This window comes from Nocardia colli, assembly GCF_008704205.1.
In the GTDB taxonomy this organism is placed as follows: domain Bacteria; phylum Actinomycetota; class Actinomycetes; order Mycobacteriales; family Mycobacteriaceae; genus Nocardia; species Nocardia colli.
On the sequence record NZ_VXLC01000037.1, the window covers coordinates 20,883 to 41,385 of the forward strand.

Genomic DNA, 20,503 nt, shown 5'->3' on the forward strand with positions numbered 1-20,503 from the left:
CGGCTGCGTAGCGAGTCGCCGGTGTATCGCAACGATACCGACGACTTCTGGGCGCTGTCGCGGCACGCGGATGTCCTTGCCGCGCTCCGTGATTCGGATCGATTCTCCAGCGCGAACGGGGCGATCCGGATGGAACCGGCGTTCTGGGGACCGCAGGCGGAGCAGATGTTCTCCTTCGTCGCGATGGACCCGCCGCGACACACCCGGCTGCGTGGGCTGGTGACGCGGGCCTTCACCCAGCACCGGGTGCAGGGCCTGGAACCCCGGCTGCGGGAGATCGCTCGCCGGCTGCTGGACCCCCTGCTCGAGCGCGGCAGCTTCGATTTCATGGCCGATTTCGCCGGGCCGTACCCGACCGAGGTGATCGCCGAACTGGTCGGCGTGCCCGAGCGCGACCGCGACATGCTGCGCAAGCTCGGCATGGAAATCATGTACAACGACGAGCAGTCCACCGACCTGCGCCCGGAGGCGATCCAGGCGATCGGCGCGATCATCGGCTACTACACCGAACTGACCATCGAACGGGCCAACGACCGGCGCGACGACCTGCTCTCCGGCCTGCTCGACGCGGCCGACGGCGACGACCGGCTCACCCCCGAGGAAATCGTCAGCGTGCTCATCCTGCTGATCGGCGCGGGCATCGAGACCGTCATGCTGACCCTCGGCAACCTCTGGCACACCGCGTGGCTGCACCCCGAACAGCGCCGCAAGGCGTTCGACGGGCGGATCGAGGACTGGATCGCCGAGTCGATGCGCTACGAACCGTCCTCGCAGACCTCGCTGCGCACGGCCACCGAGGAATTCGAGCTGCACGGGGTGACCGTTCCGGCCGGTGCGCGGATGCTGCTGCTGATCGGCTCGGCCAACCGCGACCCCGAGGTCTTCACCGACCCGGACACCTTCGACCTGGACCGGGACACCAGCGCGTCGCTGGTCTTCGGCAGCGGCCGCCACCACTGCCTGGGCGCCAACCTCGGCCAGCTGGAGCTGCGCGTCGCGCTCGAGGAGATCGTCGGCCGGATCGCCGACTACGACCTCGACGCCGACGGCATCCGCCGCATCCACGCGTCCAACAACCGCGGCTTCGCCGCCCTGCCCACGACCGTCACGGCCCGCTGAGCGGACCGCAACCGCACGTCCGGCGCCCTCCTGCCGATGTATCTGTCGGAGAGGAGGGCACCCATGACCCGATACTGGCCCATAGCCCGAGACATACTCACGATCGGTTCGCCGTTCGGCCCGCGCGCGGGCGGATTCCATTCCGGACAGGACTTTCCGGCACCCGACGGGACCCCGATCTACGCCTGCGCCGGCGGCACCGTGCTGTACCTGGGACCCGCCGCGGGGTACGGCGAATGGATCGTCATCGACCATCCGGCCGCGGACGGCGGCGGGGTGAGCGAATACGGGCACATGTGGGACGCGAGCGCCACCGGACTGTCGGTCGGTGACCGCGTCGAGGCGGGACAGCTGATCGCCTACGTCGGCAACAACGGCGGATCCACCGGACCGCATCTCCATCTGAGCGTCATGCCGTTCGGATACGACCCCGGGGCCAAGACCGACCCGATGGCCTGGCTGAGCGATGCCGACTTTCCCGACGACTTCCTGTGCGCACTCGACGCCGCCGAACAGCGCGAACTGCTCGACCGGACCCGCGCGGTCTGGACCCAGCTGTGCGGCCCGCACGGCCGGGGCTGGCCACAACTCGGCCGCAACGCCGACGGCGAGTACCGCACCGTCGTCGATGCGCTTGCGACGCTGCCGCCGGTGAAACAGCCGGGTTGACCATGCTGTCCGCGGCGGGCAAGGTGAGCCGATGGGCAGTGCAGAGGTCCGCGCCGGGGTGACGCTGACCAATCTCGACAAGCCGTTGTTCGACGGCGCCGAGGCGACCAAGCGCGATCTGGTCGACTACCTCGAGGCGGTCGGCGACCGGATGGTGCGGCACCTGCGCGACCGGCCGCTCTCGGTGCTCCGGGTCCGGCCGGGGCAGCAGCCGTTCATGCAGAAGAACCTGCCCAAGTTCACGCCGGACTGGATGCACCGGGTGACGGTGTGGGCCGAGAGTTCGCACCGCGAGGTGACGTACGCGCTGTGCGACGACGTGCGCACGCTGCTGTGGTTCGGCAATCAGCGCGCGGTCGAATACCACCCGACGCTGCTGCTCGCCGATCGCAGCCAGGGTCCGACGCATCTGATCCTCGACCTCGACCCGCCGCCGGATCAGCCGTTCCGGCAGGCGGTGCTGGCCGCGAAGCTGATCCGCGAGGCGCTGGCCGGCGACGGACTCGCCGGTGCGGTGAAAACCAGTGGGGCGAAGGGCGTGCACGTGTTCGTGCCGCTGCGGCCCGGCCTCGCGATCGATGACGTGGCGGCGGCGACCCGTGCGATCGCCGCCCGCGCCGAGCGGCTCGACCCGGACCTCGCCACCACCGCCTTCATCGTCGAGGACCGGGGCGGTCGCGTCTTCCTCGATTCCACCCGGGCGGGCGGTGCGACCGTGGCCGCCGTCTACAGTCCCCGGATCCGGCCGGGTACCACGGTGTCCTTCCCGGTCGCCTGGAGCGACCTCGACAACATCACGCCCAAGGATTTCACCGTGCGCACCGCCGTCGATCAATTGGGCGGCCGTGATCCATGGACCGAGGAAATGCCCGAGCCGCAGGATCTGCCCGCTGATCTGGTTGCCGAAGGGCACACCATTCCGATTGCCCGCGTCCAAGCAATGCACGAGGGTAAACGCCGGGCGCGGGCGCGGCGGGAAAATCCGGAACCGGAATCATAAATCGCTGGTTATCCGGTCCGCGTGCCCGCTGCGGAAAACATGAATTCCCTTGCCATACTGGCTGGTCGCCTATATCGACCACCGGAAATGGAAGGATTCGAAACAGTGCTACCTGGAAATATTCTGAGGTCCGGCAAGGGCTCGGTGCTGGTGTTCGCGGGTGTGTTCGGCGTGGCAATGCTGGTCGGGGTCACCCCCGCGGCCAATGCGGCAACCTGCACCGCGGTCTCGGATCGCAACGCTTATGACGGGGGTTGGAAAGGGGGCGAGGGCAATACGCTGGTGACCGGATTCAATGGTCACATCGGTTTCGGGGAGACGAAGTACACCAGGGCGGGGACGGAGCCGGTGGTCTGGCTCGGCCAATTCACGACGGACGCGAAGAATGTGCTGACGAAATGGAGCGGAACGCAGTACATCGGTGACGGCAGCACCGTGGACGCCATCGTCTCGACGGTGACCTGCGACGCGAACAACGTGCCGACCAGCTTTACCGCCAGCGTCGTCAATACGACCACCGACCACAAGAAGACCGATCTGGGCACGTTCACCCTGAATCGGGTCGCGATGGGTTCGTCGGCGCGGTAACCGCTTCGGCGATCGGCCCCAGCCGGCGTGCGACATCGAGGTGGCTGGGGCCTCGGGAATGTCCGGGTATCTCCGGAGGTTTCACCAACGCCAGCGCTGCGGCGCCGGCTGTGAGCCATCGGGAGATAGGGGCAGCGATGCCGGTTAATGACTTACCTCGGGTCGAGCACAGGTTCGTCGAGGTCGACGGCGTCCGGGTGTTCTACCGGCAGGCCGGACCCGACGACGCGCCGGTGCTGTTGCTGCTGCACGGTTTCCCGTCGGCGTCGCACCAGTTCCGCCGGCTGATCGACGCGCTCGGTGGCAGCTACCGGCTCATCGCGCCCGACTATCCGGGCTTCGGGCACACCGAAGCGCCCGACTCCTTCACCTACTCCTTCGAGCGGCTGGCCGACATCGTCGAAGGCTTCCTGGAGCAGTTGGAGCTCACCCGGTTCTTCCTGTACGCCTTCGACTTCGGCGCGCCGGTCGGCTTCCGCATCGCGACCCGGCACCCCGAATGGGTCGCGGGCCTGGTGATCCAGAACGGAAACGCGTACGAGGACGGGCTTTCCGACGGTGCTCGTGACTTCGTCGCACTGCGCCCGGACCAGCCGGAGGCCGAGCCCGCGATCCGCGACCTGCTCACCCTCCCCGGCACCCGCGGCCAGTACGAACACGGCGTCTTCGACCCCGACCTGCTCGCACCCGACGGCTGGACCCTCGACCAGCACTTCCTCGACCTACCCGGCCGCAAGGAAGCCCAAGTGGCCCTCGCCTTCGACTACCACTCCAACGTCGCGCAGTACCCGCAGTGGCAGGAATGGCTACGCACCGCGACCCCGCCGACCCTGATCATCTGGGGCCGCAACGACCCCTTCTTCCCGGAACCCGGCGCACACGCCTACCTCTACGACGTCCCCGACGCCGAACTGCACATCTTCGACACCGGCCACTTCGCCCTCGAGGAAAACCTGCCCGACATCGCCCCCCTCATCGCCGACTTCCTGGATCGGCACTGGCCGAAGGACTAGTCCGGTAGCACCAGACCGGCGGCCGGTGCGGTGCCGTCGAGGAGATAGCGGGCGATGGCGTCCTGCGTGCGGCCCGGGCGGAAGAAGGACGTGTGCCCGTCACCGTCCCGGGTCAGCAGGACGGCGCCGCGGATCTGGGTCGACAGGAGTTTTGCCCAGCTGTACGGCGTCGACGGATCATGGGTCGCGTTGACGATCAGCGGGGCGATGGTCGGTTCGGCGCTGGTTTCCCTTGGGGGATTGGTGAATTCGGTCGGCCAGCCCTGGCAACGGGTGATGTAGCTGTAGGACTGGCTGATGCCGCGGGTGTGCGGTGCGACGGTGGCCAGCAGGGTCTGCTGGGTCTTCAACGCCGGATAGGTGTCGAACTCGGCCCGCGAGTCCGCGCATCCGACGGCCAGGTCGGCATAGTTGTGCACTTCCGCGGCCAGGCCGCTGGCGTCACCGTTGCGGGCTTGGTCGAGCAGCCTGGCCAGGCCGGGCCAACCCTCGAAGCCCTCGCCGGGGAGGGGGTCCGGGAACATCAGTTGCGCCTGGAGGTTGGTCAGCAGGTCCACGGCGTCGGCCACGTGGCGGCACGCGTCGGCGGGCCGGCAGTTCGGCGCGGGAATCAGCTGATGCTCGGCCCGGGTGATCAGATCGTCCAGAATCTTGGTGGGATCCTGTTCGCGCAGAACGCATTCGGCGGTGGTTCGGCACCATTGCGCGAAGCGGTTCCAGCTGTCCTCGAAGGCGACGGATTCGTCGTAGCTCATGGTGCCGGCCGGTTGCGAATGGACGAGGGCGCTGTCCAAGGCCAGGGTGCGGCTCTTGTCCGGGAACAGGCGGGCGTACTCCGCGCCGATCGCGGTGCCGTAGGACAGGCCGAGATAGTTCAGTGGCGCCCCGCCGAGCCGTTGGCGTAGCGCCTCGAGATCGCGGGCGACCTGCCCGGTGTCGACATGTTCGAGCAGGTCACCGGTCTTTTGCCAGCACGATATGCCGAATGCTCTGTTCGCTTCCCGCAGATCGTCGAATTCCTTTTGACTGCTCGGAAATTGGTTCAGATGGTGAGGGAAGGTCGAATCGCAGCCGATGGCCGGTCGGCTGGCGCCGACGCCGCGCGGGTCGTAACCGATGAGGTCGAAGCGCTGCCGGATGCTCGCCGGAAACACACCGGGGTGGGCGGCTTCGGCCGCCACGTATTCGGTGCCCGCGATACCCGGGCCGCCGGGGTTGAAGACCAGGTCGCCGATCTTCCGGGCCTGGTCGGTCGCGGGCAGCCGGTTGATGCCGAGCCGAATCTTCTTGCCGCCCGGGTCGTTCCAGTCGAGTGGCACGTCGACGATCGCGCACTGCACAGCGGCGCTGTACCTCGGTGGGCAAGCGCCCCAGTCGATGGGCCGGGCCTCGTCCTTCTCGTCGGAGCCGCAGCCGGTGCAGTAAGCGACGGCAGCCAGCGCGCAGAGCGTCAGACGTGCCGCGTTCTTGATCCCCATCCCGGAACCCCCTCCGAGAATATTGTGCCGCGCTCAGACGGAGAGGGGAAGCATGGGGAGGGACTCGTCGCTGAAATCGACCGGTGGGGCGGGCATGAGCTGGATTTCGCGTTCTTCGGTCCAGGCGTAGTGGCGCAGGGTGTTGAACTGGGCGACGAAGTGGTCGCGCCAGATCTGCGCGCCGAAGTTCATCGCGGTGTTGACCTGTAACCAGCCGGTGGTGCTGAAGTTGACCGAACCCTCCCAGCATTGCGGGCCGCTGGGCGTGTCCACAACCAGACCCTTGGTGTGGCAGATGTATTTTCGGCCACTGGTGCTGGTGCCGATGGTGACCTCGACGCCGGCGTCGACGAGGCGCTGCACGATCGGCTTCTGCGTCTTGCCGGAGGACTGGGTGTGATCCAGGTAGATATGCAGCGGGACGCCGCGCCGGTGCGCGGCGATCAGGTTGTCGGCGGCATCGGTGAGGGTGAAACCGTAGGCGATGAGCCAGGTTTCGCCCGGCGCCGCGACCAGCTCCAGGAACCGTTGCTCGGCTTCCGCGTGGTCGTCGGGCATCAGGTAGCACGTCATCGGACCATCGATCACGAAGGGCATGGCTGCACCGTACCGGCGCGGACGGGCGCGGAGCCGGAGGCGGCGGGCAAGTTGCTGCTGTTCTAGCCTTCGCCTCGAACGGCGGCGCGGACGAAACCGTCGGTGCCGGCCAGCAGCCGCCGGGCCGCCGCCACGTCGACGCCGGCCAGCTGCATGACGATGGCGGTCTTCGGATGTCCGTCGGCGGCGTCCAGCAGCGCGGCCGCGATGACCAGGTCCACGCCGGTGGCGTCGGCGATGATGCGCCGGGCCCGGTCGACGAGCTTGGCGTTGGTCACCTTCACGTCCACCATGCGGTTGCCGTAGACCTTGCCGGACTGCACCATGGTCGCGGTCGAGAGCATGTTGCAGACCATCTTCTGCGCCGTGCCCGCCTTCAACCGGGTGGACCCGGTCAAAACCTCGGGGCCCGTTTCGATTTCGATGCCGACGTCGGCGTAGCGGCTCAACTCGGCGTTGCGATTGCAGGAGACGCCGACGGTGGCGGCGCCGATGGACCGGCCGTGCTGCAACGCGCCGATCGCGTAGGGGGTGCGTCCGCTCGCGGCCAGCGCGACGATCACGTCGTCGGCGGTCAAGTCGATGCGGGTCAGATCGTCGACCGCGCGGGACGGGTCGTCCTCGGCGCCCTCGACCGCGTGCGCGAACGCGACCGAGCCGCCCGCGATGAGCCCGATCACCTCGTCCGGCGCGGTGCCGAAGGTCGGCGGGCACTCGACCGCGTCCAGCACGCCGAGCCGGCCGCTGGTGCCCGCGCCGACGTAGATCAAGCGGCCGCCGTGCCTGCGCGCGGCGACGATCAGCTCGACCGCCCTGGCGATCTCCGGGATCGCCTGCGCCACCGCCGAAGCCACCCCCGCGTCCTCGGAGTTCATGGTGCGCAACAACTCATCGACCGACATGGAGTCGAGCGCGGCGGTCCGCGGATTCGCTTCCTCGGTGGTCAAAGTGCCGATGTCGCTCATGACTCCACCTCGCTGGCGCTCGGCTCCGTCATGCCCGACGGCGCGCTGTGTCTTTGGTTCATTCGCTGACGCTCATTCACTTCGCCTCCTGTAGCCGTACAGGAACGCCGGTCGAACGAGAATGCAGTGGTCACGGTGCCTTTCGTGCGCCGCGGGAGATCCGTCGATCCGCGACAGCGTCATAAGTTCGGCGCAATGCGACGGCGGCCGATGGTGTGCGTTGCAGGACGCCGATGTAGAGCGCGTCGACGATGAGCAGCTGGCTCATCCGGCTGGCCATTGCGGCCGAACGGAATCCGTCCTCGCGCCCGGCCACCAGCACCGTGTGCGCGGCCGCCCGGGCGAGCCTGGACTGCGCGCCCGCGGTGACGGCGACGGTTGTCGTCTGCCTGCCGACGGCCCGGTCGACGGCGTCGATGATCGCGGCGGTCTCGCCGGAGTGGGAGAACGCGATGATCACGTCGCCGGCCTCGAGCAGGCTGGCCTGGACCAGCGCGTCGTCCTCGGAAGTGCAAGCGTTGCACCACATTCCGATTCGGGTCAGCTTCTGCGCCATGTCCATCGCGACCAGCCCGGACGCGCCGATCCCGATGAGTTCCACCCGCCGGGCGCGGACCAGGGCGTCGACCACCGCGGCCATCGTCGCCGGATCGGCCAGGTCGGCGGTCGCCACCATGCCCTCTGTTTCGAACGCGGTGAGCTTGTGCAGCACCTTCGACAGCGGGTCGTCGGCGTCGATGTCGGTGGCGAAGACCGGCGAACCGTCGTCCTTGCTGGTCGCCGCCAGAGCCAGCCGCAACTGCGGATAGCCCTCGTAGCCAAGGGCTTTGGACAGCCGGACCACCGCGGACGTGCTGGTCGAGGCGCGCTCGGCCAGCTCGCTGACGGTCAATTGCGCTGCGGCGGCGGGATCGTCGCGAATGACCTGGGCCACCCGCAGTCCGGTCGGTGTGAGCCGCGGGATCGCCCCGAGCAGCCGCGTGCGTACGTCGTCACCCTCGGACATGGCTCACCAGCCTCAGCTGTCGCGGTGCCGCGGTGGGGGATTCGGGCAGTGTGAGCCGCCCGGCACCCGGCGTGATCGAGCCGAGGACCGACGCTTTGGTCGCGCCGGTGCACCCCGCATCGCTACCCGCGAGCCCGTGCACGGTGAGGAAGCCGAGCACGGCGAACGCCGCGGCTTCCTTGGCGGCCGAGGGCAACCCGAGCTCGTCGGAGGTGCATAGGGTCGCGGTACCCAATCGCGCGCCGAGCATGCTCATCAGCGTCGGATTTCGGGTCCCGCCGCCGGAGGCGATGACTTCGTCCGGCTCGAAGGGGGCCAGTGCGTCGGCGATCGTATGAGCGGTCAGCGCGGTCATGGTGGCGACGATATCGTCAGCGGGCAACCGGTAGTCCGGCAACACCCGTTCGATATAAGCGCGGTTGAACAGCTCTTTGCCGGTCGTTTTCGGTGGCGGCGCGGAGTAGTAGCTATCGCCGAGAAGCGCTTTCAGCAGCGGCTCGTGCACCGTTGCGCGGGCCGCGCGCACGCCGTCCCGGTCGAAATGCTCCGCGCCGCCGGTCGCCAGTTCGACGGCCGCATCGATCAGCGTGTTGCCGGGGCCGGTATCGAAGGCGACGGGGGAGTCGCCGGTGACGGTCGCGTTGGCGATGCCGCCGATGTTCAACGCGGCCGAACGGCCGGGGCGTCCGGCGAGCCACAGCAGGTCGAACAGCGCGACCAGCGGGGCGCCCTGCCCGCCCGCGGCGATGTCGCGCGAACGGAAGTCGCTGACCACCGGGAGCCCGGTCAGTTCGGCGATCCAGGCCGGTTGGCCGAGTTGCAGTGTGCCGTAGGTCTTTCCGTCGGCCACCCAGTGGTACACCGTCTGACCGTGCGACGCGACGAGATCGGCTGTGCCGTCGAACAACTCGCGTGCCGCGGCCTCGGCGGCCGCCGCGAATTCCTGCCCGATCGCGGTATCGAGCCGGCACACCGCCGCCATGTCGATCCGGCCCGGCGGCAGCGCGGCGATGAGTTCGGCGCGCAACGGATCCGGGTAGGCCCGGCTCAGCTGACCGACCACCTCGACATGAATAGTGCTGTCCCGCAGCTGAATATCCGCGCCGACCGCATCGATCGCGTCGTGCGACGTGCCGGACATCAATCCGATGACGCGCACTAGGCCACCGCCTCGACCGGCTCGGCCGGAATCGGCTCGGGCGCCGGATGGAAGAAGCTGGACACCCCGCCGACGACCAGCGTGACCAGTACGCCGATCGGCACCAGCCACTGTGCGGCGATGCCTTTCTCGGTCACCTTGCCCGCGACGGTCACGTCGATCTTGATCACCCGGACGATGACGGTCATCACGATCACCGTGACCACGAACGCCAGCACCGCGTCGAACTGGTTGGCGCGCTTGATGAGTCGCCCGAGCAGGAACGCGCCGAGCAACGCGCCGTAGGTGTACCCGGCGATGGTCAGCGCGGTCAGGTAGACGTTGCCGGTCGTCGCGCTGAAGCCCATGGCGAACAGCGCCATCAGCACCGCCCAGACCAGGGTCATGTAGCGGGCCAGCTTTAGCAGCGCGTCGTCGGAGATCTCCCGGCGGGAGAAGCTGCGGATGATGTCGGCGACGGTCGAGTTGGCCATCGAGTTCAGCGCCGAGGACAGCGATCCCATGGCGGCGCCCAGGATGCCGGCCACCAGCAGCCCGGAGATCACCACCGGCAACCCGTGCAGGATGAAGTTCGGGTACAGGTTGTCCGAGGTGGCCAGGCCGAGTTCCTTCGGCGACTTGCCGCCGTTGTAGGACCACAGCAGCGCGCCGACCAGCGAGAACGCGGCGAACTGGATGGCGACGAAGATGCCGGAGCCGATCATCGCCTTCTGGCTGTCGCGCAACGATCGGGTGGACAGAATGCGCTGCACGATCAGCTGATCCGAGCCGTGCGAGGCCATCGCGAAGATCGCGCCGCCGATGATCGCCGTCGGCAGGGCGAACGTGCTGGTGAGCACGTGGGCCAGGCCGAAGTCGGTATCGAAGATGTGGAACTTGCCGTTGTGCAGCGCGTCCGACCAGCCCTTGGCCCCGACGTGACCGGTGAGCACGCCGATCGCGATGATCGCGCCGGACAGGTACAGGCCCATCTGCAACGCGTCGGTCCAGATGACCGCCTTGATGCCGCCGAGGTAGGTGTAGACGACGGTCAGCAGCGTCAGCACGATGATGATGATGTCGTAGCCGAGATCGAGGCCGAACTCGGCGAGCAGCAGCTTGATCGGGATGGCCGAGGCGAACAGGCGCACGCCCTCGGCCAGCAGCCGGGTGAACACGAACGTCACCGACGCGACGCCTTGCAGGTAGCGCCCGAAGCGCAACTCGAGATACTGGTAGGCGCTGACGAACCCGCCGCGCTTGTACAGCGGGATGAGCGCGGTGGCCACTATGGTGCGGCCGATGATGTAGCCGATGGCCAGCTCGACATTGCCGAACGCCTGGTCGGTGTACGCGCCGCCGGGCACCGAGATGACCGTGAGCACGCTGGTCTCGGTGGCCACGACGGAGAAGCACACCGTCCACCACGGCATCTTGCCCTCGCCGACGAAGTAGTCGTTGCTCGACTTCTGCTTGCCGGAAAGGCGCAGGCCGATCCATGCGACAACGACGAGGTAGACGACGATGACGGCGACGTTGAGTGCGTTCATCGCAGCTCCTCGGTAACGCGACTGGCGGATTGAAAGTAAGTGTCAGGGTCGATGTAAGTTCTGTCAATGAGTGTCACGTGATTCGCACCACTAACGTTTCCAGCACCGTGGTGGGGTCGACGGCCAGTAACGCGGCACCGTCGATCGGCCCGCCGAGCGCGGTCCGGCGATCGATGACCTGGCCTATTGCCGCGTCCAGCGGATCGAGCAGCGCCGGTCCGAGGTTGGCCAGCCCGCCGGTGATCGCGTAGGGGACCGGCGGGGTGATGCCGGAGCGGTCGATCGTGGCGAGGACGGTGCGCGCGAGGGCGCGCCCCGCGGCGGTCATGATGGCGGCCGCGGTGTCGTCGGTCGCGGCGGACGCGGCGACGACCGGGGCGAAGCGCGCCGCGAGCAGGGCCGGATTCTCATGCTGGCCAAGGTGTTTCGGCAATTCATCGAGCTGTACCCCGTACTGCTCGACGGCTTTCTCGGCGAGTTCGGTGTGTGTGCCGCGGCCGTCGAAGCAGCGCAGTGCGGCGCGCAGGCCCTCGGTCCCGATCCACGCGCCGCCGCCCTCGTCGCCGAGCAGCGGACCCCAGCCATCGGTCCTGGTGAACCGTCCCGCTGAGTCGACCGCGGTGGCCACGGCCCCGGTCCCGGCGGCCAGGACCACGCCCGGTGCGCCGCCGAGCGCTCCGGCGTGCGCGGTGACCGCGTCGGAGGTGACGGCAACCGATTGCGCGCCGGGGATATCGGCCAGTTGCCGCGCGAGCAGCTCCGCCGCGTCCGGCGCGGCGGCAGCGCCCGCGGCCCCGACGAACAGCGTGAACGTGGTCCCGGACAGCGCGAGTCGATCGACGACGACGCGGATCGCCCGGTCCGCCGCCGCGACACCGCCCGCATTGGCCAGCCCGGGCGCCCCTGGCCCGTCGGCGGATCGCGTCTCGCGTCCGTCGAGCCGAAGGGAACCCCGGCAGCCGGTTTTACCGAGGTCGATCGCGAGAACGTGGTCGGTCATCCGACCATCCTCGCGCGGTTGCCCGCGTTCCGGTGTCCTACGCCGGGAACATTCGTTCAAGACGGAACTGGGGAAGACGGCGACAGTGTGGGCATGCACAGTTATGACCCGCTCGCCATCGCGAAGCGCCTCGACCTGTTCGACTTCCACGAGTTCGCCGGCTTCAACGGCGCGTCGTTCGCCGTCTTCCACGGCAGCGACCTGGCCAGTTCCGACTGGGAGTTGCATCCGGACACCGATGAACTGCTGATGGTGCTCGACGGCAGCGTCACCGTGGAGATCCTCACCGACATCGACAGCCATCGCATCCCACTCACCGCAGGCCAGTTCGCGATCGTGCCGAAGGGGCACTGGCACCGGCACACCGAGGTGCGCGACCTGGTCGAGATGTTCTTCACGCCGGGCGCGACCGAGGAATCCACCGCGGTCGATCCGCGCGTGCGGACCGGCGCCTGAAGGTCGTAGCCTGGGCAGATGAGCGACTGGGAGGCGGTGCGCTCGGTCGCGGGGCAGCGGATCGACGGCGTCGAAGTACTCGGGTTTCGCGATCGGGGCGGGGTCGGCTTGGACCTGCGGGTGATCCCGCGACCGGTGGTGATCGTGGTGATCGAGTTCGGCGACGGGCTGACCGTCGAGGGTTCGACCGAGCGAGTGCTGGGGAGTCTGGTCGCGGGGCTGTCGCCCGGTGCGGCACGCATCCGAGGCGAGCGGGTCCAATGTGTCGAGCTGCAATTGTCGCCGGTGGCGGCGTATTCGCTGCTCGGCGTCGCGCTGTCGGATCTCGACGACGCGGTGGTCGATCTGGACGAGGTGTGCGGCGGCGATGCGCGGCGGTTGCGCGAGCAATTGGCCGCCAGCACAACGTGGTCCGAGGCGTTCGCGTTGACCGACGCGTTCCTGGTGCGCAGATTCGGTGTGGCCGAAGTGGATCCGGAGGTGGCGATCAGCTGGGACCGGATCGTCGCGAGCCGCGGCCTGGTCCGGATCGGCGAACTGGCCGCCGACTGCGGATGGAGCCGAAAACGGTTGTGGGCCAGGTTTTCCGCGCAACTCGGCCTGACGCCCAAGCGCGCGGCGATGCTGGTCCGCTTCGATCACGCGGTCGCCGGGCTGACCGCGGGCGCGGACACCGCCGAGGTCGCCTTCGCGTGCGGATACGCGGATCAGTCGCACCTGCATCGCGATGTGCTGAGCTTCACCGGGCGCACCCCGGCGGCGCTGCTCGGCTGACGCGGGCAGTCTGCGGGTGCCCGCGCCAGCCGAGGTTCAGCGAATCACGGTGTGGAGTAACCGATCAGGGCGCCGATGCCCGCGCCGATCGGAATGGTGACCAGCGCGCCGACGCCGCCGAGGAAGAAGCCGATCACCGCGCCGATGCCGGCCCCGATCAAGGCGCCGATGCCCGCGTTGTACTGCTTGCGGGCGATCGTGTCATCCTGCTGATCGACGAGTTGGGCCAGGTGTGAACTGATTTCCGGGGCGCTGACGGGGGTCATGGTCAGGGTGCGCCCGGTGTCGCTGATTTGTGGCCGCAGGCCGAAGGTTTGGCCGTTGGCGGTGATGGACGTGGGTAATGTCGCGATGACATTGCCCGCGTGATCGGTGAGCGTGACCGCGGCGGCGTCGCTGGTCAGGGCGAAGGCACCCGCGTCGATGGTGGTGATCACCCCGCGCCCGTCCGTCGCCGTGGTGTATCCGATTCCGTGATCGACGCTGTGCACGCTGACCTCGGCCGATGGCTCGATTACTGGTTGGGCGTTGACCACGCCCGCAGTGATTCCGGTGGCCCCTACTGCGAGAAGGGCGGTGGCAAATCCTTTGACTTTCATCGTGTTTCCCCACATGTTCGGTCGGCCACGACAGCCGATACGTCCCCGTGAAGCCGGATCAGGCCACTTCCATTCTCACTCCGCGACCCGCATCGAGTGATCGATTCCGCGAATTCCGCGCAACGAATTCCGGCGAAATTGGCTGTCGTAATTCACCACGGCGCAAGGTATTCAGGCCGCGACGGTGAGCGCGAATGGGACGAATCCCCGATTTCGAATCAGCGAGGGGACAAGCAGCATCAGGGCTTCCGGGCCGCGGGCGGTGGTGATGTCGCCGAGGTCTTCGATCCAGTCGGCGGGCCAGCCAAGGTCGGCGAGTAGTGCGGTGACCACTGCTTTCGCCGAATCGTCGTTACCGGACAGGAATGCGGTGGGTGGGATGCGCAGACTGTGCGGATCGGTCATCACTGTAAAGAACATGGTGTTGAGCGTCTTCACCACGCGGGTTCCCGGCAGCGCGGATTGGAGTCGCTCGGCGAGGCTGGGTTCGGATCCGCTGGGGCTGTGCGGGTTCGAGACATCGATGAGGAGCTTGCCGTCCAGTGCCGCGGCGAGCGCGCCGAGTCGTTCGAGCGCGCCGTCGCCGGGAGTGGCGTTGATGACGATCTGTGCGGTGCGCGCCGCCGACTCGTAGTCGGCGATGGTGACCGGTGCGCCGGTCCAATTCAACGCGGCGGGGTTTCTGGTTCCGAGGGTGACCTCGTGTCCGGCGGTGGCCAGTTTGTTGGCCAGCGCGCTCGCTACGCGGCCGGAGCCCAGGATTCCGATGGTGCTCATGGTGTCTTCCTCAGTGCTTGTGGGACAAAAGGTTTCGGTGATCAACGGATTTCGGCGAGCACCCGTTGCGCCGCCGCGTGCACTCCGGGGGCGGCCGCGAGGAAGTCCTGGCTGCCCAGTTGCCATGGGGCGCCGAGGATGTCGGTGACGATGCCGCCCGCCTCGCCGATCAACAGCGCACCGGCCACCAAGCCCGACCGGACATCGCTGAACTGCCAGAACACATCCGAGCGTCCGGCGGCGATCTGGATCAACTGCAGGGTCGACGGCACCGAGACCTTGGTGACGAGCGCGGCGTCGAGCATGGCGGCGACCGATTCGCCGATGCGGCGGAACGTATTTCGGTCCTCGCCCGGCTTCGCCTGCCCGGTGCCGACGAGGGCGGCGTCGAGGTTCGTCTTGGCCGAGGCGTGCATCGCGACTCCGTTGCGGAAGGCGCCGCCGCCGCGCACCGCGGTGAAGGTCTCGTCCAGCAGCGGCAGGTACACCGCGGTCAGGACCGGCTGGTTGTCGCGGACGAGGGTGGCGGTCACCGCCCAGTCGGCCATGCCGTGGATGTAGTTGATGTTGCCCTCGACCGCGTCGGCGACCCACCATTCGCCGGCCGGCAGGTCGCCCGCGGACTGTTCGTCATCGATCCACCCGGAGCCCGGCCGGGCCGCCAGCAGCGGTTCGCGCAGGTACCGGAGGGATTCCGCGTCGGCGGCGTGGATCGCGGTGACCACGGCGTCGAGGCTGTCCAGCTCGGTCCGTGGCACGAAACGTTCGCGCAGGTGGGCCCCGGCGGAGCGCACCGTGGATACCACCGCGGGCAGCAGTTCGAGGTCCGCTTCGACGGTGGCGTTCAGCAAGTTCGACATGATGATCCTGTTCGAAAGAGATATCGGGATAAGTGTTTTCGTGAGTTGCTGCCTCAACGCTAGAAACCTGGACCGTTGTCGTCAAATGCATTCCAGTAAGTAATAGAATTACCCACATGCAATTGGATTTGAACCTGCTGACCGCGCTGGACGCGCTGCTCGAGGAGGGCAGCGTGGCCGGCGCGGCGGATCGGCTGCATCTCACCGCGCCCGCGGTGAGCCGGGCGCTCGGCCGGATCCGCCGGGTGATGGGCGACGAGATCCTGGTCCGCACCGGACGGACGATGACGCCGACGCCGCGCGCGCTCGCGGTCCGCGAACAGGTGCACGCGCTGGTGCAGCAGGCGCAGTTGGTGCTGTCCGCCGAACACGATCTCGACCTGGCCACGCTCGAACGGACGTTCACGCTGAAATGGCATGACGCCGTGGTCAATACGATCGGGCCCGACCTGCTCGCCGCGGTCCGCGCGCAAGCGCCCGGCGTCCGGCTGCGCCTGCTGGCCGAGGCGGACGCCGACACCGACGAACTGCGGCACGGTCACGTCGATCTCGAGATCGGTTCGAATCCGCCTGCGTCGGCCGACATCCGGCACGAGATCATGGCCAGTGACCGGCTCGTGGTCGCCGTGCCCGCGGACCATCCGGCGCAGCCCTTCGCTATCGAGGATTACGTTGCGGCGGAACACATCACGGTATCCAGGCGCGGCCGCCTGCACGATCCGATCGACGACCTCCTGCACGCGCGCGGGCTGTCCCGCCGGGTCGTCGCCACCGTGCCGACCGTCACGGCGGCCCTGCGGTTCGTCGCGCGCGGCGACCTGGTCGCCACCATTCCGGAACGCATGACCGGCGCGATGGCCACCGATCTCGGCCTGCGCCTGGCGCCGCTGCCGCTCGACCCGATCTCGATTCCGGTGATCGCGGCCTGGCACCAGCGCTACGACGGCGACCGGGCGCACAGCTGGCTGCGCGAGCGGATTCGCACCGCCATCCACGCGGCCATCACCGGTCCGGACAAAGCCGACACCGGCCCGGAGCCGTCGATCTCATGACAGCGCTCGGCGGAATCGCTACTGTCCGAGGAAATCAAGGCAGATCTTGTCGGCACGCGCTGGTGACCTCACGCATGTCGCGGGTTCTGCCCCTTCTCTATCTGGGGAGAACGCAGTGAGATTCACAAGAGCTGGTGCGTTGACGGCGGCGGTGTTACTGGCCACGAGCCTGGGCCTGGCCGGGTGTTCGTCCGATGACAGCACCGACGCGAGCATCGTCACGACCAATATCACCGAGCCGCAGAACCCGCTGCTGCCGGCCAACAACAACGACAACAACGGCAGCCGCATCGTCGACCGGCTCTTCGCCGGGCTGAAGTACTACGACGCCGACGGCGTCGCCCACGACGACATGGCGCAGTCGATCGAGTCGTCGGACCGGAAGAACTACAAGATCACGCTCAAGCCGGACTGGAAGTTCACCGACGGCACCGCGGTGACCTCGAAGTCCTACGTCGACGCGTGGAACTACGCGGCGCTCGGCAGCAACACGCAGTTGCAGGGCTACGTCTTCTCCAACATCGTCGGCTACGACGAGGTGGCGGCGGAAAAGCCGACGGCACAGACGATGTCGGGGCTGAAGGTGGTCGACGACCGCACCTTCACCATCGCGCTGAAGAGCCCGTCGATCGACTTCGAACTCGCGCTCGGCTTCACCCCGTTCTATCCGCTGCCCGAGGCCGCGTTCAAGGACATCAAGGCGTTCGGCGAGAACCCGATCGGCAACGGCCCGTACAAGCTGGCGCGGACCGGCGCGTGGGAGCACAACGTCAAGGTCGATCTGGTGCCCAACCCGGACTACAAGGGCGCGCGCCCGGCCAAGAACAAGGGCCTGCGGTTCACCATGTACCAGTCGTTCGACACGGCGTACGCGGATCTGCTGGCCGGCAACCTGGACGCGCTCGACACGATCCCGGACAGCGCGGTGTCGTCCTACAAGAAGGACCTCGGCGACCGGGCGATCACCAAGCCGACCGCGCAGAACCAGCACATCAGCAGTCAGACCAACATCCCGCACTTCGCCGGCGCCGAGGGCGTGCTGCGGCGCAAGGCGCTCTCGATGGCGATCAACCGGGAACAGATCTGCGAGAACATCTTCCACGGCACCAGGGTGCCGTCGAAGGACTTCACCGCGATCACGCTGCCGGGCTTCAAGGCGGATCTGCCCGGCGCCGAGGTATTGAAGTTCAACCCGGAAGAGGCCAAGAAGGTGTGGGCGCAGGCCGACGCGATCTCGCCCTGGTCGGGTCGGTACGAGATCGCCTACAACTCCGACGGCGGGCACCAGGCCTGGATCGAGGCGGTGGCCAACAGCATCAAGAACACCCTCGGCATCGAGGCGATCGGCGCGCCGTACCCGACGTTCAAGGACATCCGGACCGCGATCACCGCGCGGACCATCGGTAAGGCGTTCCGCTACGGCTGGCAGGGCGACTACCCGACGATGCTCCAGTTCCTCACCGCGTTGTACTACACCGGCGCCGGGACCAACAACGTCGACTACGCGAACCCCGAGTTCGACAAGCTGATCGACGCCGCGCTGGCCGCGCCGTCGCTGGAGGAGTCCTACAAGCTGGTCGGGCAGGCGCAAGGCCTGCTGTTCCGGGACATGGCCGACATCCCGGTGATCGATTTCATCGCCACCGCGGGGCTGGGCGAGAAGGTGAAAAAGGGCGAATTGACCTGGAACGGCCAGTTCGATTTCGAGAATATCGAGAAGTGATCGCGGGTGCCCGCCGCGCCGTCGCCGCCGGCGGCGCGGCGGGCACGGGTGTGCCAGCTCCCGGGTCCGGCTCGGTCCGGGTAGGCTGACCCGTCGATCGGACACGCGCACGTAAATGAGGTGGTGGCGGAATGAGTGAACGGGTATCCGAATCCGTGACGGGGACAACCACGGTCGCCGTCACGGTGCCCGCGTCACCGGAGCAGTTGACGATGCTGCGCGCGCTCGCCGAGACGGTGCTGCTGATCGCCGATTTCGGGCTCGACGAGGTGACCGATATCCGGCTCGCGCTCGACGAGATCGCGACCGTGCTGTTGCAGGACGCGGCGCCCGGGTCGACGATCGATTGCGCGTTCTCCTATCGCGAAGGCGTGCTGAACGCCAACGTCCGCGCGGTGGTCACGTCCGAAACCGAGGTCGGCTCAGGCAGTTTCGGCTGGCACATCGTGCAGACCCTGACCGACTCGGTCACGGCGACCAAGGCGCCGTTCGACGCCGCCGTGTCCGGCTACCCGACTGTCGTCGACTTCGTGTGGGTCCGGGGCGACCTCGATGAACAATGAGGCAACGACGTCCGGCGTAGGCCACGAGCCGCGCCGACGTGGTGGGGACAGCTATGACAACATCGAGCCGCTGTTCCTCGAGCTGAGCCGGCTCGACGCCGACGATCCGCAGCGGGCCGTCGTGCGGGACGAGCTGATCAGTCGCTGCTTGCCGCTGGCCGAGCACATCGCGCGCAAGTTCACCGGGCGCGGCGAGAACTTCGACGACCTGCTGCAGATCGCCCGCGTCGGCATGGTGGCCGCGGTGGACCGGTTCGACGCCTCGCACGGGTCGCCGTTCCTGGCGTTCGCGGTGCCGACCATCATGGGCGAGGTGCGCAGGCACTTCCGCGACTACACCTGGTCGGTGCGAGTTCCGCGGCGGCTCAAGGAGATTCAGCAGACCATCGCGCCGACCATCGAGACGCTGGCGCAGCGGCTCGGCCGGATGCCCAAGGCGCGCGAGATCGCCGAGGAGCTCGGCGCCGACCTGGTCGAGGTCACTCAGGCCTTGATCGCCCGTAACGCCTACCAGACCTCCTCCATCGACGTGGGCCTGGACAGCGACGACGACAACGCGCCGCGCTCGCCGCTGGACACCCTCGGCGCCGAGGAGCCGGAATACCAGACCGTCGAGGACTATCTCGCGGTCAAACCGCTCATCGCCGCGCTGCCCGAACGCGAACGTCAGGTGCTGGTCATGCGATTCTTCGAGTCGAAGACCCAGGACCAGATCGCCGCGCAGCTGGGCGTGTCGCAGATGCAAGTCTCCCGGATTCTCGCCAAAACATTGAGTACGCTGCGGGAACAGGCTCTGCGCGACTGAACGGGGAATGGCTTGAGCAGCGACAACGCTACGCGGCTCGCGGTGCTGATCGATGCCGACAACGCGCAGCCCGGGATCGCCGACGGGCTGCTGGCCGAGGTGGCCAAGTACGGGACGGCGCACGTCAAGCGGGCCTATGGTGACTGGACCAGTACCAATCTGAAGGGGTGGAAGGATCAGCTGCTCGCGCAGTCGATTCAGCCGATCCAGCAGTTCGGTTACACCACCGGCAAGAACGCCACCGACTCGGCGATGATCATCGACGCGATGGATCTGCTGTACACCGGCAACCTCGACGGGTTCGTGATCGTGTCCAGCGACAGCGATTTCACCCGGTTGGCCAGTCGCATTCGCGAATCCGGTTTGACCGTCTACGGATTCGGTCAGCACAAGACGCCGAAGCCGTTCGTCGCCGCGTGCGACAAGTTCATCTATACCGAAAACCTCACCGGCACAACGGATGAGTCGCCGACGCCGACTCGGCGGCCGGCCGCCAATCAGCTCAAGGGTGACGCCAAGCTGATGAACCTGCTGCGGAACGCGGTCGACGCGGCCTCCGACGACTCGGGGTGGGCGACCCTGTCCAGCGTCGGGTCGATCATCAACAAACAGCGTCCCGACTTCGATCCGCGCACCTATGGATACAGCAAGCTCGGTGAACTATTCGCGGCCACAACACTTTTCGATTTGGATACGCGTAGTCCGGGCGAAGGTAAGCAGGCCGTCACCTATGTCCGCGACGTTCGGAATCGGCCCGCTGCCAAGTAAGGC

22 protein-coding genes are annotated in these 20,503 nt (G+C 67.6%); 12 read left to right on the plus strand and 10 right to left on the minus strand.

The window, feature by feature from the left end; all coding sequences use genetic code 11:
• Positions 1 to 21 precede the first annotated feature (21 nt).
• From F3087_RS42355 to F3087_RS42375, 5 genes are all read left to right on the plus strand, one after another.
• On the plus strand, positions 22 to 1,119 hold the full coding sequence (locus F3087_RS42355) for a cytochrome P450 (RefSeq protein WP_223885774.1): 1,098 nt from the start codon (positions 22 to 24) through the stop codon (positions 1,117 to 1,119).
• 63 nt (positions 1,120 to 1,182) lie between these two features.
• On the plus strand, positions 1,183 to 1,788 hold the full coding sequence (locus tag F3087_RS42360; protein WP_150407839.1) for a M23 family metallopeptidase: 606 nt from the start codon (positions 1,183 to 1,185) through the stop codon (positions 1,786 to 1,788).
• 31 nt (positions 1,789 to 1,819) lie between these two features.
• Positions 1,820 to 2,788: a DNA polymerase domain-containing protein gene (locus tag F3087_RS42365; RefSeq protein WP_150407840.1), complete on the plus strand. Its 969-nt coding sequence runs from the start codon at positions 1,820 to 1,822 to the stop codon at positions 2,786 to 2,788.
• 105 nt (positions 2,789 to 2,893) lie between these two features.
• Positions 2,894 to 3,376: a hypothetical protein gene (locus tag F3087_RS42370; RefSeq protein WP_150407841.1), complete on the plus strand. Its 483-nt coding sequence runs from the start codon at positions 2,894 to 2,896 to the stop codon at positions 3,374 to 3,376.
• 137 nt (positions 3,377 to 3,513) lie between these two features.
• The gene (locus tag F3087_RS42375; protein WP_150407842.1) at positions 3,514 to 4,389 is read left to right on the plus strand and encodes an alpha/beta fold hydrolase; all 876 of its coding nucleotides are present in this window, start codon (positions 3,514 to 3,516) and stop codon (positions 4,387 to 4,389) included.
• Here F3087_RS42375 and F3087_RS42380 read toward each other — a convergent pair.
• The 7 genes from F3087_RS42380 to F3087_RS42410 form a co-directional block, all read right to left on the minus strand.
• A complete protein-coding gene (locus tag F3087_RS42380; protein ID WP_150407843.1) occupies positions 4,386 to 5,867 on the minus strand; it encodes an alpha/beta hydrolase in 1,482 nt (493 codons plus the stop codon). The genes F3087_RS42375 and F3087_RS42380 overlap by 4 nt on opposite strands.
• A gap of 33 nt (positions 5,868 to 5,900) precedes the next feature.
• Positions 5,901 to 6,464: a phospholipase D-like domain-containing protein gene (locus F3087_RS42385; protein ID WP_150407844.1), complete on the minus strand. Its 564-nt coding sequence runs from the start codon at positions 6,462 to 6,464 to the stop codon at positions 5,901 to 5,903.
• Between the two features lie 62 nt (positions 6,465 to 6,526).
• The gene (murQ, locus tag F3087_RS42390) at positions 6,527 to 7,429 is read right to left on the minus strand and encodes an N-acetylmuramic acid 6-phosphate etherase (protein ID WP_150407845.1); all 903 of its coding nucleotides are present in this window, start codon (positions 7,427 to 7,429) and stop codon (positions 6,527 to 6,529) included.
• Positions 7,430 to 7,559: 130 nt separating this feature from the next.
• Positions 7,560 to 8,435, minus strand: coding sequence for a MurR/RpiR family transcriptional regulator (locus F3087_RS42395; protein ID WP_150407846.1), 876 nt, complete (start codon positions 8,433 to 8,435; stop codon positions 7,560 to 7,562).
• Positions 8,422 to 9,594, minus strand: a complete 1,173-nt coding sequence (locus F3087_RS42400) for an anhydro-N-acetylmuramic acid kinase (protein WP_150407847.1) — start codon at positions 9,592 to 9,594, stop codon at positions 8,422 to 8,424. The genes F3087_RS42395 and F3087_RS42400 overlap by 14 nt, the downstream gene beginning before the upstream one ends.
• On the minus strand, positions 9,594 to 11,123 hold the full coding sequence (locus tag F3087_RS42405; protein WP_150407848.1) for a sodium:solute symporter: 1,530 nt from the start codon (positions 11,121 to 11,123) through the stop codon (positions 9,594 to 9,596). Before F3087_RS42405 ends, F3087_RS42400 begins: the two co-directional genes overlap by 1 nt.
• A gap of 73 nt (positions 11,124 to 11,196) precedes the next feature.
• Positions 11,197 to 12,123, minus strand: coding sequence for a BadF/BadG/BcrA/BcrD ATPase family protein (locus F3087_RS42410; protein ID WP_150407849.1), 927 nt, complete (start codon positions 12,121 to 12,123; stop codon positions 11,197 to 11,199).
• 93 nt (positions 12,124 to 12,216) lie between these two features.
• Between F3087_RS42410 and F3087_RS42415 the strand changes: the two genes are divergently transcribed.
• Complete coding sequence (locus F3087_RS42415; protein WP_150407850.1) at positions 12,217 to 12,579, plus strand: cupin domain-containing protein; 363 nt, start codon at positions 12,217 to 12,219, stop codon at positions 12,577 to 12,579.
• A gap of 18 nt (positions 12,580 to 12,597) precedes the next feature.
• Positions 12,598 to 13,353 carry a helix-turn-helix domain-containing protein gene (locus F3087_RS42420; RefSeq protein WP_150407851.1) on the plus strand — a complete coding sequence of 252 codons (756 nt, stop codon included), beginning with the start codon at positions 12,598 to 12,600 and terminating at the stop codon, positions 13,351 to 13,353.
• 44 nt (positions 13,354 to 13,397) lie between these two features.
• Here the strand turns inward: F3087_RS42420 and F3087_RS42425 are convergent, their stop codons facing one another.
• From F3087_RS42425 to F3087_RS42435, 3 genes are all read right to left on the minus strand, one after another.
• On the minus strand, positions 13,398 to 13,952 hold the full coding sequence (locus tag F3087_RS42425; RefSeq protein WP_150407852.1) for a hypothetical protein: 555 nt from the start codon (positions 13,950 to 13,952) through the stop codon (positions 13,398 to 13,400).
• Between the two features lie 171 nt (positions 13,953 to 14,123).
• Positions 14,124 to 14,729 (minus strand): NADPH-dependent F420 reductase, encoded by a 606-nt coding sequence (locus F3087_RS42430; protein WP_150407853.1) that lies wholly within the window; start codon positions 14,727 to 14,729, stop codon positions 14,124 to 14,126.
• A gap of 41 nt (positions 14,730 to 14,770) precedes the next feature.
• Positions 14,771 to 15,589 carry an inositol monophosphatase family protein gene (locus tag F3087_RS42435; protein WP_150407854.1) on the minus strand — a complete coding sequence of 273 codons (819 nt, stop codon included), beginning with the start codon at positions 15,587 to 15,589 and terminating at the stop codon, positions 14,771 to 14,773.
• Between the two features lie 116 nt (positions 15,590 to 15,705).
• Here F3087_RS42435 and F3087_RS42440 point away from each other — a divergent pair, with 116 nt between their 5' ends.
• From F3087_RS42440 to F3087_RS42460, 5 genes are all read left to right on the plus strand, one after another.
• A complete protein-coding gene (locus F3087_RS42440) occupies positions 15,706 to 16,641 on the plus strand; it encodes a LysR family transcriptional regulator (RefSeq protein WP_150407855.1) in 936 nt (311 codons plus the stop codon).
• A 115-nt stretch (positions 16,642 to 16,756) separates the two neighbouring features.
• On the plus strand, positions 16,757 to 18,364 hold the full coding sequence (locus F3087_RS42445; RefSeq protein WP_223885775.1) for a peptide ABC transporter substrate-binding protein: 1,608 nt from the start codon (positions 16,757 to 16,759) through the stop codon (positions 18,362 to 18,364).
• 131 nt (positions 18,365 to 18,495) lie between these two features.
• Entirely contained in the window at positions 18,496 to 18,927 is a 432-nt protein-coding gene (locus tag F3087_RS42450; protein ID WP_150407856.1) for an ATP-binding protein, read from the plus strand.
• A complete protein-coding gene (locus F3087_RS42455) occupies positions 18,917 to 19,732 on the plus strand; it encodes an RNA polymerase sigma factor SigF (RefSeq protein WP_150407857.1) in 816 nt (271 codons plus the stop codon). The genes F3087_RS42450 and F3087_RS42455 overlap by 11 nt, the downstream gene beginning before the upstream one ends.
• A 12-nt stretch (positions 19,733 to 19,744) precedes the next feature.
• On the plus strand, positions 19,745 to 20,500 hold the full coding sequence (locus F3087_RS42460; protein ID WP_150407858.1) for an NYN domain-containing protein: 756 nt from the start codon (positions 19,745 to 19,747) through the stop codon (positions 20,498 to 20,500).
• Positions 20,501 to 20,503 lie beyond the last annotated feature (3 nt).

What these genes read in the sequence shown, in the direction of transcription:
- F3087_RS42405 (WP_150407848.1), bottom strand. Translation starts at nt 11,123, where the DNA reads ATGAACGCACTCAACGTCGCCGTCATCGTCGTCTACCTCGTCGTTGTC.
- F3087_RS42365 (WP_150407840.1), top strand. Translation starts at nt 1,820, where the DNA reads ATGGGCAGTGCAGAGGTCCGCGCCGGGGTGACGCTGACCAATCTCGAC.
- F3087_RS42395 (WP_150407846.1), bottom strand. Translation starts at nt 8,435, where the DNA reads ATGTCCGAGGGTGACGACGTACGCACGCGGCTGCTCGGGGCGATCCCG.
- F3087_RS42425 (WP_150407852.1), bottom strand. Translation starts at nt 13,952, where the DNA reads ATGAAAGTCAAAGGATTTGCCACCGCCCTTCTCGCAGTAGGGGCCACC.
- F3087_RS42420 (WP_150407851.1), top strand. Translation starts at nt 12,598, where the DNA reads ATGAGCGACTGGGAGGCGGTGCGCTCGGTCGCGGGGCAGCGGATCGAC.
- F3087_RS42440 (WP_150407855.1), top strand. Translation starts at nt 15,706, where the DNA reads ATGCAATTGGATTTGAACCTGCTGACCGCGCTGGACGCGCTGCTCGAG.
- F3087_RS42375 (WP_150407842.1), top strand. Translation starts at nt 3,514, where the DNA reads ATGCCGGTTAATGACTTACCTCGGGTCGAGCACAGGTTCGTCGAGGTC.
- F3087_RS42455 (WP_150407857.1), top strand. Translation starts at nt 18,917, where the DNA reads ATGAACAATGAGGCAACGACGTCCGGCGTAGGCCACGAGCCGCGCCGA.
- F3087_RS42360 (WP_150407839.1), top strand. Translation starts at nt 1,183, where the DNA reads ATGACCCGATACTGGCCCATAGCCCGAGACATACTCACGATCGGTTCG.
- F3087_RS42380 (WP_150407843.1), bottom strand. Translation starts at nt 5,867, where the DNA reads ATGGGGATCAAGAACGCGGCACGTCTGACGCTCTGCGCGCTGGCTGCC.
- F3087_RS42410 (WP_150407849.1), bottom strand. Translation starts at nt 12,123, where the DNA reads ATGACCGACCACGTTCTCGCGATCGACCTCGGTAAAACCGGCTGCCGG.
- F3087_RS42385 (WP_150407844.1), bottom strand. Translation starts at nt 6,464, where the DNA reads ATGCCCTTCGTGATCGATGGTCCGATGACGTGCTACCTGATGCCCGAC.
- F3087_RS42435 (WP_150407854.1), bottom strand. Translation starts at nt 15,589, where the DNA reads ATGTCGAACTTGCTGAACGCCACCGTCGAAGCGGACCTCGAACTGCTG.
- F3087_RS42415 (WP_150407850.1), top strand. Translation starts at nt 12,217, where the DNA reads ATGCACAGTTATGACCCGCTCGCCATCGCGAAGCGCCTCGACCTGTTC.
- F3087_RS42430 (WP_150407853.1), bottom strand. Translation starts at nt 14,729, where the DNA reads ATGAGCACCATCGGAATCCTGGGCTCCGGCCGCGTAGCGAGCGCGCTG.
- murQ (WP_150407845.1), bottom strand. Translation starts at nt 7,429, where the DNA reads ATGAGCGACATCGGCACTTTGACCACCGAGGAAGCGAATCCGCGGACC.
- F3087_RS42450 (WP_150407856.1), top strand. Translation starts at nt 18,496, where the DNA reads ATGAGTGAACGGGTATCCGAATCCGTGACGGGGACAACCACGGTCGCC.